General features: G+C 63.7%; 12 protein-coding genes and 1 pseudogene. 8 read left to right on the top strand and 5 right to left on the bottom strand.

The genetic code is table 11. The annotated features are described in order from the left end of the window. Window positions 1–83: 83 nt before the first annotated feature. Window positions 84–535 (bottom strand): annotated as a pseudogene (locus CP556_RS19940) (hypothetical protein). A 139-nt stretch (window positions 536–674) separates the two neighbouring features. On the opposite strand from CP556_RS19940, the gene CP556_RS19935 reads away from it, so the two are divergent. After that, window positions 675–1,205, top strand: coding sequence for a hypothetical protein (locus CP556_RS19935; RefSeq protein ID WP_098727202.1), 531 nt, complete (start codon window positions 675–677; stop codon window positions 1,203–1,205). Window positions 1,206–1,328: 123 nt separating this feature from the next. Here CP556_RS19935 and CP556_RS19930 read toward each other — a convergent pair whose 3' ends face one another. Beyond that, a complete protein-coding gene (locus tag CP556_RS19930) occupies window positions 1,329–2,144 on the bottom strand; it encodes a mechanosensitive ion channel family protein (protein ID WP_098727201.1) in 816 nt (271 codons plus the stop codon). 745 nt (window positions 2,145–2,889) lie between these two features. On the opposite strand from CP556_RS19930, the gene CP556_RS19925 reads away from it, so the two are divergent. The 6 genes from CP556_RS19925 (at window position 2,890) to CP556_RS19900 (ending at window position 8,728) form a co-directional block, all read left to right on the top strand. Then, the gene (locus CP556_RS19925) at window positions 2,890–3,660 is read left to right on the top strand and encodes a creatininase family protein (protein ID WP_098727200.1); all 771 of its coding nucleotides are present in this window, start codon (window positions 2,890–2,892) and stop codon (window positions 3,658–3,660) included. Between the two features lie 118 nt (window positions 3,661–3,778). Next, a complete protein-coding gene (locus CP556_RS19920; protein WP_098727199.1) occupies window positions 3,779–4,204 on the top strand; it encodes a CopG family ribbon-helix-helix protein in 426 nt (141 codons plus the stop codon). Between the two features lie 173 nt (window positions 4,205–4,377). Further along, on the top strand, window positions 4,378–4,755 hold the full coding sequence (locus tag CP556_RS19915) for a cupin domain-containing protein (RefSeq protein WP_098727198.1): 378 nt from the start codon (window positions 4,378–4,380) through the stop codon (window positions 4,753–4,755). A gap of 121 nt (window positions 4,756–4,876) precedes the next feature. Then, window positions 4,877–5,323, top strand: a complete 447-nt coding sequence (locus CP556_RS19910; RefSeq protein ID WP_098727197.1) for a hypothetical protein — start codon at window positions 4,877–4,879, stop codon at window positions 5,321–5,323. A gap of 103 nt (window positions 5,324–5,426) precedes the next feature. Then, window positions 5,427–6,578, top strand: coding sequence for an acyl-CoA dehydrogenase family protein (locus CP556_RS19905; RefSeq protein WP_098727196.1), 1,152 nt, complete (start codon window positions 5,427–5,429; stop codon window positions 6,576–6,578). Window positions 6,579–6,745: 167 nt separating this feature from the next. Next, window positions 6,746–8,728 (top strand): PAS domain S-box protein, encoded by a 1,983-nt coding sequence (locus CP556_RS19900; RefSeq protein ID WP_098727195.1) that lies wholly within the window; start codon window positions 6,746–6,748, stop codon window positions 8,726–8,728. Here the strand turns inward: CP556_RS19900 and CP556_RS19895 are convergent. Then, window positions 8,725–9,297: a HalX domain-containing protein gene (locus CP556_RS19895; protein ID WP_098727194.1), complete on the bottom strand. Its 573-nt coding sequence runs from the start codon at window positions 9,295–9,297 to the stop codon at window positions 8,725–8,727. The two genes, CP556_RS19900 and CP556_RS19895, sit on opposite strands and share 4 nt — an antisense overlap. A gap of 261 nt (window positions 9,298–9,558) precedes the next feature. Next, on the bottom strand, window positions 9,559–11,532 hold the full coding sequence (locus tag CP556_RS19890; protein ID WP_098727193.1) for a 3-hydroxyacyl-CoA dehydrogenase/enoyl-CoA hydratase family protein: 1,974 nt from the start codon (window positions 11,530–11,532) through the stop codon (window positions 9,559–9,561). 114 nt (window positions 11,533–11,646) lie between these two features. On the opposite strand from CP556_RS19890, the gene CP556_RS19885 reads away from it, so the two are divergent. Further along, the gene (locus CP556_RS19885; RefSeq protein WP_098727192.1) at window positions 11,647–12,792 is read left to right on the top strand and encodes an acyl-CoA dehydrogenase family protein; all 1,146 of its coding nucleotides are present in this window, start codon (window positions 11,647–11,649) and stop codon (window positions 12,790–12,792) included. 366 nt (window positions 12,793–13,158) lie between these two features. Here the strand turns inward: CP556_RS19885 and CP556_RS19880 are convergent, their stop codons facing one another. Next, window positions 13,159–13,722 (bottom strand): hypothetical protein, encoded by a 564-nt coding sequence (locus CP556_RS19880; RefSeq protein WP_098727191.1) that lies wholly within the window; start codon window positions 13,720–13,722, stop codon window positions 13,159–13,161. Window positions 13,723–13,729 lie beyond the last annotated feature (7 nt).

The following is a 13,729-nucleotide window of genomic DNA, read 5'->3' as shown; positions in this document are numbered from 1 at the left end:
CGGTCTCGACTGTACGCCGGTTTCAGCGCCCCGTCATCGCGGTCGGCGGACGGACGCAAGTACAGGCCGCTCGTCGAGAGCCGTTACTCCTCGCCGCCGTCGGCGAGGACGCGCTCCTCCGGCGTGGGCCGTCCCGGATGGATACCGTACCGGGCGAAGCCGTACAGCACCGTCATCGACACCGCACAAAGAACCGTCGCGCCGGCGACCGACTCGAGGACGAGGCTGGCAACCGGACCGGCGAACGCGTCGCCGACGGCGGCCGCCGACTCGCTGGCGGGAGCGGTCGCCAGCGCGTAGGGAAGAAACGTCGCGAACGCAAGCAGCCACCATCGCTTCGCCGTGTGGCGGAGCTGTGTCGTGCTGTACTCCTGGGTCGTCCTGGTGACGCCGGCAACGCCGAGCGCGATCAAGAGGAGCGCGGGAATCGTTCGGAGGGGGAGTCAAAGCCGGTATTACCCGCGACGCCGAGGGCGACGATCGCGACGGAGCCGGCGAGGAAGAGAATCGAGCGGCTGCGGCCTGTTCGAGGCATTCTGTCCTGCGGTAGTCACGGATTGTACAAAACTCTCGCGAAGCGACGATCGCCTCGATAGAGTGACAGTCTCGCCGTCCGACCATCTCCCACAACAAAGGACGTATTACCGATGCCCGCAACTCGAACGTGAGAACGAATGAGGGAACGCGATGGCGCCGACGCCGGGACACTCCTCCGCCGGTATTCGTCGGCCGCGGCCAAGAGACTCACCAACGTCGTCTCGGGGTTGCCCGGCACCGGAACTGCAGGGCGTTTCGGGCGACTCTGGCAGCGCCACGTCCGGGAGCGTCCCGACCAGTATCGGGCGTCGATCACCTTTCCGACCGCCCCGGACCGCCCGTCGGTCGGCGAGGTCCACGGCTGGATCGAGGATCTCGAGTACGCGTTCGAGGGCCGTCTCGATGTCTACGCCCGGCGCGGGAGCGTCGCGGTTGAGACGGACAGGGTCTCGGCAGAACTGTTCGACGAGGCCGAGTTCGACGCGATCTGTGAGCGCATCGAGGACGGGTACAGCGGTTCGCACTCGATCGCCCATCTGAAAAAGTGGCGACGACACGACGACAGACTCGTCAGAGCCCACGTGATCGTCCCGGTCAAGCCGCTGTTTCCGCCCGACGAGGCCGACGATCCGACGGCTCGAGCCGCGACCGAAATCGAAGCCGACTGATCGGTGAGTCGCGACCGATCGGAATCGGCCGCGCGCGGGTACTGCGCCAACAGCGTCGACTGTGATTGATACCGTACCGACAGCGTCGATCGCGAGCGTGACTGCGCGATTCGACGCGTGCGATCAGTCGTCGTCGTCGCTCGGCCCGGGACCGGGCTCGGATCCAGGTTCGCGGTCGGTGCTCGGACTGCTTCCGGCCCGCTCGCTGCTTCGGGATCGGCTCCCGCTGGACTCGTCCTCGCTCGGGGTGACGCTGCTCGTTCGGCTCATCCAGCCACTGATGTTCTCGGCGACGTAGTCCTTGCCGCCCCAGCCGAACGCGATGCCGGCACCGATGGCGATCGCCGCGCCGAGACCCCACGCGAGTGCTCGGGCGAACACGTAGAGGATGCCGACGTCGATCCCCATCGTGTCGAGACCGATGACGATCGCCGTGAAGTAGAGGAACATCCGCGCGCCGGTCGCGAACCACGTGGTGTAGGCTGTCTGGGTCGCCGCGCGAGTTCGTTCGATCGCGTCACCGATGAAGTCCGCGACGACGAACCCGATGGTGATGACGAGCAGCCCCGCGATGAACGCCGGCAGGTACGAGACCGCCGTCGCGATCCACTCCGACAGCAACGGGATCGCCAGCGCGTTCGCGGCCGCGAGGAACGCGAGCGCGTAGACGAACCACTTCGCCAGCGAGCCGAACGCGCTCGAGACGGCCTGTTCGGTGCCGCCGAGGATGCGCCCGAGCGGCGTCTCGAGGACCATCCGGTCGAGTTCGACGCCGTCGGCGATCCGTCGGACGACGCCCGCGGCCAGTCGGCCGACGATCCAGCCGATGAAGAGGATCACCAGCGCGCCGACGATCCGCGGGAGGAACGTGATCAACTCCGCGATCGGGTCCTGTAGCCAGTCCGGAACCTGTGCTTGAGCGGGATACAGTGGTGCCATGTGCAGTCGTGGTTGGTGCCGCCCGCCTTTCGTAATTGAGTGCGTATTAATCAGTCACGAAACCAACCTGTTCCGATCACTGTCGCCGCGACGATTGAAGTGTCTGTTACGGCGAATTGCGCGACGACCGTACCGTGACAGTTCGTGACGGGTTCGGCTCCAGACGACAGCGTTTCCGGCCAGTGATCGCGAAATGACCCTCGAGCGGGCGGGCGATAAACGCGCTTTGTAACCGAGTTCGGAATCGGCGGCGAACAGTTATCAATCGAGTGGAAACGACTGGAGGAACCGACCGGCCAAACCTGTCCAGTTTCACTCATAGGGGCCGGTCGGCGGGCCGTCGGACGGGACGGAGATATTGCGGCCGAACGCGGCCGATTTCGATACGATGAGTGGCTGTCGTTGCCAGCACTCTACGGATCTCGATGCTCCAACTGTGGGGCGAAGGAATTGGACGAACGAGCGTCTCCTAGCCGATCGTTCGAAATACTTCTTGGAATTCGACGTCGGTCCGTACACCTTGACGGAACGAATCGCGCAGAGAGACCGGGAGCAGCCACGAACACCGCCGAACTCGGTAACCAACAATTACCGATGTCGCCGCGTCGACACCGCTGGCGTCCCGAATTCGCGTCCCGGCCCCACCGGGTTCGGCGCTGGTACTGCGACCGGTTTCCGGACCGGGTTCGCTCGCGGATCTGCCGTCGACAACACGTTATTGGTGGCTCGCACACGAAATCCTTCCATGTACCTCGGCGACGAAGCGTGGCCCGACCTCGAGTCGTACTTCGAATCAGAATCGCTCGCACTGGTCCCGCTGGGATCGACGGAACAGCACGGGCCGCACCTGCCGGAGGCGACCGATCACCTGATCGGCGAAGCGTTCGCGCGGGCGGTCGCGGATCGGACGGGCTATCTCTGTACGCCGACGATCAATATCGGCGTCAGCGGCCACCATCGGCAGTACCACGGGACGATGTGGGTCGAGCCGCCGGCGTTCCGACAGTACATGGAGTCGCTGACGCGAAACCTCACGTCCCACGGGATCGATCGGGTGATCTACGTCAACGCCCACGGCGGGAACGTCCCCCACCTGCGCGAGGTCGGAGCACGCCTTCGGCAGGACGAAGTCGCGTACGCCATCGAGTGGATGTGGAACGACTCGATCCCGGAACTCGTCGACGACCTGTTCGAACAGAACGGCCCCCACGGCGGTCCGAAGGAGACCGCGCTGATCCAGTACCTCGAGCCGGAGCTGGTTCACGACGACCGACTCGAGGAGGCCAGAGACACCGGAATCCCGGACGTCGAAGCGGCCGAGACGGTCAAACACGGCTCGCGAACGTTCTACGACGCGGCCGACAATACGACCAACGGCGTGCTGGGCGATCAGACGGATGCGACGGCGGCGAAGGGCGAGCAACTGTTCGAGGCGGCGAGTGATCAGCTCGTCCAGCTCTGTGAATGGCTGGCGGCCCAGGAATTCGAGGACTTGCTTCCACGGAAGCACGTTTGAACTGGAGGGGCAGACGGCGAAACTGGGAGCGAGCACCGCTGTCCCGGTCGGTTCTCGACGCACATCGACGGCCGTTCGTGATGATAATCCTTAATAGCTGTAGCGGTCAGTTTATTATATGGCAGTTGTCAGCGTCTCGATGCCGGACGAACTCTTAGAACGGCTCGATCAGTTCGCCGAAGAGCACGGGTACACCGGTCGGAGCGAAGTCGTGAGAGAGGCCTCGCGAAACCTGTTGGGCGAGTTTGAGGACACTCGGCTGGAAGAGCGGGACCTGATGGGAATCGTCACGGTGTTGTTCGATTACGAGACGACGAGCGTCGAGGAGCGGATGATGCACCTGCGCCACGAACACGAGAGTCTCGTCGCGTCGAACTTCCACAGCCACGTTGGGAACCACTACTGCATGGAACTGTTCGTCCTCGAGGGAGAACTCGAGGATATCTCGGCGTTCGTCGGGAAGATTCGAGCGACCAAGGACGCGCTGACGGTCGACTACTCGGTCATGCCGGTCGATAGTTTCGATCCGCTCGCTCAGGGGTAGGACCGCAGGGCGAATTGAATGCCGATTCAGCGTAGACGAATCGAGACGGTGCAGACCGCACATACCAGTACCCGGCGATCATGATAGTAGAGTGACAGGACGATCTCGGCGAATTCCGCGACCAAAGCCAGTCAACAGTATAGTTTTACTGTCGTCCTCACGTAAGGGTCCGTATGACATACCGGAAGGTCAACTACGAGGAGGTCGAGCAGGTCTCGAGTGCGATGCACGTTCTGAGCGATCCGCTCGAGACGGAGCAGGTGGGAGTCACGGTGGCTCGCTGCGATCCGGGCTGGAAGAGCAAGCCCCACGATCACACGGACAACGACCACGAGGAAATCTACGTCCTCATCGAGGGGGAGGCGACGGTCGTCGTCGACGACGAACCCGTCTCAATGGAAACCGGCGACGCGCTGTGGATCCCGCCCGCGTCGACCCGACAGATCCGCAACGGTGACAGCGAAAGCGCGTTCGTCCTCGTGAGCGCGCCCAGCATCGGTGACGACGAGGGCGACGGCGACGAGTGGCTCCTGTCGGGATTCGCCGGGTGAGTCTCGAGCGGCGACGGGACGGCCGCGGCGTCCAGAACCGGAAAGAGGCAGGACGGTTTTGTGGTCCCGCGTCGTCACCGCCCGTAGGTGACCCTCGATCTACTCGAAACACCACGCAGCCGTGTCGCTTGTCGTCGCCGGGGTTCTGACCGCATTGCTCCCGTCGATAACGCTCTTCGGTCATTCGGTCCCCGCCGCGGCCGTCGTCGCCTACGGCACCGCAGTCGGCGTCTTCATCGACCTCGATCACTTTCTCATCGCTCGTCTCAAAACCGGCGACTGGGACGCCGTTCGGTTCTGTCTCACCGATCCGGGTGCGGCCGTCGCTGACCAGTCGGAGATTTTCGATCCCGGTGACGTCGGCGTCCTCTCGCGTCTGTTGAGCCACGTCGTCCTGGCCGGAATCGCGGTCCCGGTGATCGCCATCGCCAGTGTTCCCCTCGCTATCGTCACCGGCGCCGTTCTCTACGCCCACCTGCTTGCCGATCTCGTCTGGGATCTCACCCAGCTCGAGGACCACGCGGACGCGGCGGCATCCGTCGACGATCTCGCACGGATGCTCGGCTAAGGACGACCCGGCAATGGGCCGTCGAACCGCGTCGGGCACAGCGGTTTCTCAGGTTGCATTGTTCGACCGCGGCTATTTGCACCGCGCGACCGTTTCGCGGGATATGGAGCTACTCGACGACAGCATCGTGCCTGAGCACGCTCGAGACGTCAAGGCCGAGGCCCGCGAGTTCGCTCGCGAACACATCGAACCCAATGCGCAGGAATACTTTCAGGCCGGCGAGTACCCCGAGGAGATCCTCGAGGCCGGTCAGGAAGCCGACCTCGTGGCACAGGACATTCCGGCGGAGTGGGGCGGCCGCGGGCTCGATCTGGCGCAGTTGCTCGCGATCACGGAGGAGTTCTACCGGGCCGACGCGGGAATCGCGCTGACGCTGCAGCTGGCGAGTTTCGGCTGCGAGATCACGTACGAACACGGTACCGACGAGCAGTGCGAGGAGTACATCCGACCCGTGGCGGCGGGAGAACAGCGCTCGGGACTGGCGGTTTCGGAACCCGACACAGGCAGCGATCTCTCGGGGATGCAGACTCGAGCGGAGAAAGATGGCGACGAGTACGTCATCAACGGCGAGAAGTACTGGATCGGCAACGGCGTCGAGGCGGACTGGGTGACGCTCTACGCCCGCACCGGGGACGACGAGGACAACCCCTACGGGAATCACTCGATGTTCATCGTCCCGACCGATACCGACGGCTACGAGGCCGAACACATCCCGGAAAAGATGGCGATGCGCGCCTCGAAGCAGGCGCACATCGAGTTCGACGACTGCCGCGTTCCGGCGGAAAACCTGATCGGCGAGGAGGGTGACGGCTTCATGCTGCTCGCGGACTTCTTCAATCACGGCCGCGTCGCCGTCGCCGGCCACGGACTCGGCATCGCCGCGGCCGCCATCGAGGAGGCCTGGGAGTTCACGCACGACCGCGAGGAGTTCGGCCGGACGATCAGCGACTTTCAGGCCGTCCAGCACGGCCTCGCCGACATGCTACTCGAGTTCGAGAGCGCCCGGACGCTCACCTGGCGCGCCCGCGAGAAGGTCACGAACGAAGACAACGCGGGGTACTGGGCTGCGATGGCGAAAACGAAGGCAACCGAGACGGCCGTCGACGTGTCCGAGCAGGGCATGCAGTTCCACGGCGGCCGCTCGATCCTCGACGAGCGACGGATCGCCCGCGTCTTCCGCGACGCCCGCATCCCAGTTATTTACGAGGGGGCGAACGAAATTCAGCGCAACCTCATTTACGGGCAGGCTCCCTGATCGACGGCTGCGGTCTCCTCAACCGCAGCGAGGAGCCGGTTCGACACTCACCCATGGCGACGCCGCTGTCACACGTCGGTCGAAAGAACAATCTCCATCGGTAACATGTGATCGGGCAGACTAACTACTGTGGTGATCGAGATGACATCTGTCCGAACTGCTCCGTTATGAGTCGACCACGCGTGCTCTGTGTGAGCGGCAATCGTTCGACACGAGCGGCCGTCACGCTGTCGTTGACTGACGCCCCGGTCGACGTCGTCATCGCCCAGCGACCCGCGGCGGCGATCGACCGACTCGAGCGGGAAGGGATCGACGCGGTCGTCATCGACGCGAGCACGGTGACGGACGTGCCGGCGCTCGTCGATACCGTCGAGTCCGAGGCCCCGAGGACGCCGACGTTCGTCTCCTGGGGAGCGAGCGACGACGGCGGTGGGGTGTTGAGCGAAGTGATCGTTCGGGCTGGGGAGATCGAACCGGGAGCGCAGCTGGCGGCCGCCATCACTGATCGACTCGACGACAGCTCGAGCGCGGAACTCCCGAGAGCGGGCGACCCGAACACGGGTGACCTCACGACCGAGCCGGCGGCGTCACTCCGAGAGTTGCCCGCTGACCTCGCTGAAATCGTCGGTGCCGTTCGCCGCCGACTGGTCGATGTGACCTCGCCGCTGGCGGTCGAACGGGTGCTCCGCGAGGAGCTGACCGGCAGCGATCGATTCGCGTTTGCCTGGGTCGGCGAGTACGACCGCGGCGAACGCGAGATCGTGCCGTGGCTGTCGGATCCCGAGGCGATGGCGTGGTCGCTCCACCGAACCGTCAGTCTCGGCGACGGCGAGCAGCCGCTGCTCGAGCGAGCGATTCACACCGGGGAGATCCGGTTTCGGCGGTTCGGCGAAGCCGATCGCGATGCCGTCCCGTTCGGCGACCGCGCGTTCGAGCGCGGCGCTCGATCGATCGCCGTCGCACCGCTTGCAGCCGGCGGCGAGCTGTACGGAGTGGCGGTCGTCTACGCGACGACGCCGATTTCCGCACGCGAACGGGACGCGATCCGGGCGATCGCTGCGACCGCGTCCCACGTCCTCGAGACGATCGCCATCCGCGGCCGCCTCGACCAGCGAGAACGCGCCCTCCACCGGTACGAGCGACTCGTCGAAACGGCCGGCGACGGGATGTACGTCCTCGACGACGCGGGTCACTTCACGACCGTCAACGACGCGCTCGTCGAGATGACCGGCTACAGCCGCGAAGGGCTGCTCGGCGAACACGCGTCGATCCTGTTCGACCGCGAGGACGTCACCGCCGCGACGGCCCTCATTCGATCGCTGCTCGAGGCCGAGAGTCACACCGAAACCATCGAACTGCCACTCGAGACGAAAACCGGCGAGCGGATCCCCTGCGAGGCTCAGATCGCGGTCCTCGTTCCCGGCGGCGAGTTTCTCGGCTCGGTAGGCGTCCTCCGCGACATCACGGAGCGAAAGCGAAGCGAACGGAAGCTTCGCGAACGCAACGAGCGACTCGACACGTTCGCTCGGATCGTCAGCCACGACCTCCGCAATCCGCTCGGCGTCGCCCAGGGCTACCTCGAACTCTTCGAGGAGACCGGGGACGTCGAGCACGCCGAAAAGACCCGCGAGGGACTCGAGCGGATGGAGTCGATCATCGAGGACGTGCTGGCCATCGCCCGCGAGGGCGACTGGGCCGCAGACACCGACCCCACCGATCTCGAGTCGATCGCTCGCGACGCGTGGGACCACGTCTCGACCGCGGAGGCGACGCTGTCAGTCACGGGCACGATGACGATCGAGGCCGACCGCTCGCGACTCCTGCGGCTCCTCGAGAACTGTTTCAGGAACAGTATCGAACACAGCGACACGACCAGAACCGTTCGCGTCGGACCGCTCGAGCGTGACGGGCGAGACGGCCGTGGCGAACGGGACGGACGTGCGCAGGGATTCTTCATCGAAGACGACGGAGAGGGGCTCCCCGAGAAACTCCGGGACGAAATCTTCGACCCGTCGGTTTCGTCGTCGACGGAGGGACTCGGAATCGGCCTCTGGATCGTCAGAGAAGTCGCTACCGGGCACGGATGGTCGGTCGTCGCGACCGAAAGCGAGGGTGGAGGGGCTCGGTTCGAGTTCGAAATCGGCGTCTAGTTCTCTGACTGGAGGTCTTGAAATGCGCCGACGAAATCGTCGTGGGAGGACATTCCGGAGACCGTCTCGTCGACGCGCTGCTCGAGCTCCGCGACGCGGTCGGTGAGGTCCTGATACTCCTCGTTGTTCGCGAGTTCTCGGTCGGCCTTTTCTGACTCCAGTAACGCCTTCTTCGAGACGAGCGCGTAATACTCCTGTATATCGGACTCGTAGTCGGACCGGTCGGCGACGTCGTCGACCATATCGACGAGTTCGTCCTTCGAGACCGGTTTGACGAGGTAGTCGTCGAACCCCATCTCGATGATGTCGAAGTCCGGATCCACCGCCGTCACCATGACTACCCGCGAATCGTATCCCTGCTCGCGAATCTGCTCGAGGACTTCGTCGCCGGAGAGACCGGGCATCCGCCGGTCGAGAAGCACGACTTCGACGGAGTCGGCCATCTTTTCGAGCGCCTCTTCACCGTCATAGGCCGTCTCGACGACCCAGTCGGCCTGTAGCCAGGCGGCAAATAGGTCCGCGAGTCGAGCCTCGTCGTCGACGACGAGCACCTCGGCCCCGTCACTCATTTGGGAACCCCTCCATTCTCTTCATCGATTACAGCCACGCGTCACCAATGGTACCTCTCTGTGATAAATCTCGCGACCAGATGTCAACTGTACAGAATTACTGCAAGTCAGTGAGAGGGACCGTTTCGGTCACCCACCTGCCATGACGAAGCCGACGCTCCGTTCGTCGGCGGTCGCCTCATACGGTCTGCTACACCGATGTGTCGGAGCAACCGCAGAACGGTTCGCGGTTGCTCCGGAACTGACGTATCCCAGTCCGTCTCACTCCCCCTGAAAGTTCGGCTCTTCGTCTCCCATGAAGGCCATAATACCCTCCATCAGGTCGTCGGTCGCCATCAGATGACCGAACGCGGACGCCTCATACTCCAGTCCGGCTTCGGTATCGTCGCGACCGGCGAGCATCGCACGCTTGGTGAACTTCTGGGCGATCGGCGGCCCGCCGGCGAGGTCGGTCGCCAGCTCGAGCGCGCGCGCTTCGAGCCCGTCGCTATCGACGACTTCGTTGACGAAGCCGTAGTCGGCCATCGTCTCGGCGTCGTAGCGCTCGGCGGTGAGGATGATCTCCTTCGCGCGGCCCTCGCCGATGATGTGTTTCAGTCGCTGCGTCCCGCCCCAGCCGGGGAGCAGTCCGAGGTCGAGTTCGGGCTGGCCGAACTGGGAGCGTTCGCTCGCGACGCGCAGGTCCGCACAGGTCGCCAGCTCCATTCCGCCGCCGAGACAGAAGCCGTCGATCCCCGCAATAACTGGCAGATCGCAGGCCTCGAGTTCGCCGAACGTCGACTGTCCCAGTCGCGACAGCTCCTGACCCTCGATCGGGTCGGCACCGTCGCCGGCCATGCTCTGGACGTCCGCCCCCGCGGAGAACGCCTTCTCACCCTCGCCGGTGACGAGGATCGCACGCACCTCGTCGTCGTCCTCGAGCAGGGTGATCGCCGCCGAGAGCTCCTCGAGGAGTTCGTCGCTGATGGTGTTCATCCGGTGTGGCCGGTCGAGGACGACGTGGCCGACCATGTCGCCGGGGTACTCGACGCGGATCGCATCGAAATCGACCGCGTCCGAATGCTCATCACTCTCGTAGAAACCGCCCTCGTCGGCGCGTTCCGCGAGGTACTCCGCGGCCGCGTACCGCTCGTGGCCGGTCCGCTCGTAGGCCTCCTCGAGCGTCTCGTGCAGCGTGTCGAGGCCGTAGTCGTCGACCAGCGTGACCGGGCCGTCGGGGAAGCCGGCCCCGAGCTGGACTGCCTCGTCGATGGATTCCGGCGGAGCGACGTCGCCGCCGATCAGCTTGGCCGCCTCGTTAGCCATCGTCGCGAGGAGCCGCTTCTTGACGAACTCCGACTGCTCGTCCGTCGGGATCTGGACGCCCTCGCCGTCCTCGTAGTCGTAGAACCCCTTCCCGGACTTCTTGCCGAACTCCTCGTTCTCGACCTTCTCCGCCAGGAGCGGAGCCGGCTCGTAGGCCTCGCCCAGTACCTCGTGCATGTACTCGAGGACGTGGTAACTGACGTCGTTGCCGACCTGATCGCCGAGTTCGAAGCTGCCCATCGGCAGGCCCATGTCGAACTTCGTCGTCGAATCGACTTCGGCGATGGTCGCCTCATCGTTGCTGACGAGCCACGCGGCCTCGTTCATCAGCGGGACCAGAATGCGGTTGACGATGAAGCCGGGCGAGTCCTTGTGGACGCGAACCGGCGTCTTCCCCAGATCTTCGGCGAGGTCTTCGACGACCGCGAGCGTCTCCTCGGCGCTCTCGGCACCCGAGATCACTTCGACCAGCTGCATCCGAACCGGCGGGTTGAAAAAGTGCATTCCGCAGAACCGCTCCGGTCGCTCGGTGAACTCCGCGAGGTCGGTGATCGAGAGACTCGAGGTGTTCGTCGCGAAGATCGCGTGATCGGGGGCGACCTCCTCGAGTTCTGTATACACGTCCTTCTTGATCTCCATCTGCTCGGGGACGGCCTCGATGACGACGTCGGCGTCGGCGACGGCGTCCGCCATGTCGACCAGCGGCGTCACTCGCTCGAGGGCGGCGTCAGATTCTTCTTCGGAGAGTTGATCGTTCTCGGCGAGTTTGCCCAGCGACCACTCGATCTGGTCGTAGCCGTTCTGGACGAACTCGTCTTTGATATCGCGCATGTTCACGTCGTAGCCCGCGATCGCGGCGACCTCCGCGATACCGTGGCCCATGTTACCCGCACCTAGAACTGCGACAGTGTTGATATCCTCCAGGTCCATGCTCACGATTCCTATTCGGACCCGTTTCAACGTTTCCCCTCGTATGATGGAAACTACACTTCCGTTTACAGACGGTTACAAAGGTCTTTATCGCTGCAATAGTAACGATTGTCCATGGAATTCGGACTCAGCGAAGAACAGGAGCAGATCCGCGACGAGGTTCGCCGATTCGCCGAAAACGAGATCGTCCCCAACGCGGAGGAGTACGACAGCGAAGAGAAGTTCCCCCACGAGATCGTCGACGAGGCCGCCGAGATGGGCCTGGTCGGCACCTCGATCCCGATGGAGTACGGCGGTGCCGGCTACTCGACCCTCGAGTCGGCGCTCATCGCCGAGGAGCTGTTCTCCCACGACGCCGGGATCGCGCTCTCGATCATGGCCTGCTCGTTCGGCACTGAGGCCATCAGCGAGTTCGGAACCGAAGACCAGAAGGAGCGCTTCCTCGAGCCCGTCGCGCTGGGCGAGAAGATCTCCGGCGCGGCGATTTCCGAGCCCGACACCGGGTCGGATGTCTCCTCCGTCTCGACGCGCGCCGAGAAGGACGGCGACGAGTGGGTGATCAACGGCAACAAGATGTGGATCACCAACGGCACCGTCGGCGACTTCTTCGTCGTACTGTGTAAGACCGATCCCGACGCCGACAGCCGCTACGGCGGCTTCAGTCAGATCATCGTCGAGTCCGACCGCGACGGCTTCAGTTCGGACAAGATTACGGGCAAGCTCGGCATCCGGGCCTCCGACACCGCCGAACTCATCTTCGACGACGTCCGCGTGCCCCAGGAGAACCTCGTCGGCGACGAGGACGCCGCCTTCCTCCAGCAGATGCAGTTCTTCGACGCCACCCGGACCGGCGTCGCCGCGCAGGGACTCGGCATCGCGAAGGGCGCGCTCGAGGCCGCCCGCGAGTACGCCCAGGACCGAGAACAGTTCGACCAGCCCATCTCGGAGTTCCAGGCCATCCAGCACAAGCTCGCGGAGATGGCCACCGAGACCGAGGCCGCGCGCAACCTGACTTACAAGGCCGCCTGGAACGTCGATCAGGGCAACGATATCACGAAGCTCGCCTCGATGGCCAAGGAGTACGCCTCCCGCGTCGCCGTCGACGTCTCCAACGAGGCCGTCCAGATCCACGGCGGTGCCGGCTACGTCAACGACTTCCCCGTCGAGCGCTTCTACCGGGACTCGAAGATCACCCAGATCTACGAGGGCACCACCGAGATCCAGAAGAACGTGATCGCGCGGGAGCTGCTAGACGAATAACAACGAAATTTTGCGCTGCGGTCGCGGCTTCGCCGCTCCCTCGGCAAAATTTCGATCAAAAGCACTCCTCCTTCCCCTCCACTTGGCTCGCGGCTTTGCCGCTCGCCTTTCCGCGGCGCGAAGCGCCGCGCTTTCGTTCCGGGTCAGTCGTCGGCCCGCTCGCTCACCCTTCGGGTTCGCTCGCGGTCGTAATCGAGTAGCAGCCTGCCCTTCCCCGGATCGCGCGACTCTCGCGTTCGCTCGAGTCGCGCTCACGGCCACTGCTTTTCGTTTCGTTGAGCGTGACAGAACTATTCACAAGGCCTTGGTTTCGCCCTGAATCCGGTGAAGTAGGCGGCGAACCGTGCAGCGTACTCATCTCGGGTTTCACGTCAGACGCTGAATAAAGGAACTGGCTTGTCCACTACTGTTACCTGGATCTCTCCCGTTACCGAACCCTCTGTCCGTTCCGAAGGGGTAATTCCGGAGTTCGGTCTGTTGTGTCGTATTCTCCGTTATATGGTAGGTGACTGCGTACGTGAACTCCTCCGATTCTGAATAAGTGTATTCCCCCGGTTCAGACCATGGCGATTCGACGATGGGAATCCCACCCCGACACTCTAAACCGACGCGAAACTCGTCTGTACTACCGTTCGAGACCGAGATAGCGGTACAGTTGGCTATCACTCTTTCCTCGAAATCGAAACTGTGGTTACGGCTCGCAAGGAGATCGTTATAGAACAGGCGCTCCTCGTAAGTAACCGTGTAGTCCACGACGTTCGAGGAATTCAAAGGGATCGGTTTCTCGGGACCAAATGGATAGGCGTCAATATGCACATCACCTTCTGTCTGCTCATCTGGCACGACATGAAACAGGATGAATACGCCAAGTCCAACAAGAAGCACCATAACAAGAAATCCGAGTGGGATGGCCATCCAGTCTGAATCCATTGGATCA

It is taken from the genome of Natrinema sp. CBA1119, assembly GCF_002572525.1.
GTDB lineage: Archaea > Halobacteriota > Halobacteria > Halobacteriales > Natrialbaceae > Natrinema.
This window is presented reverse-complemented; position numbering and strand designations above follow the sequence as displayed.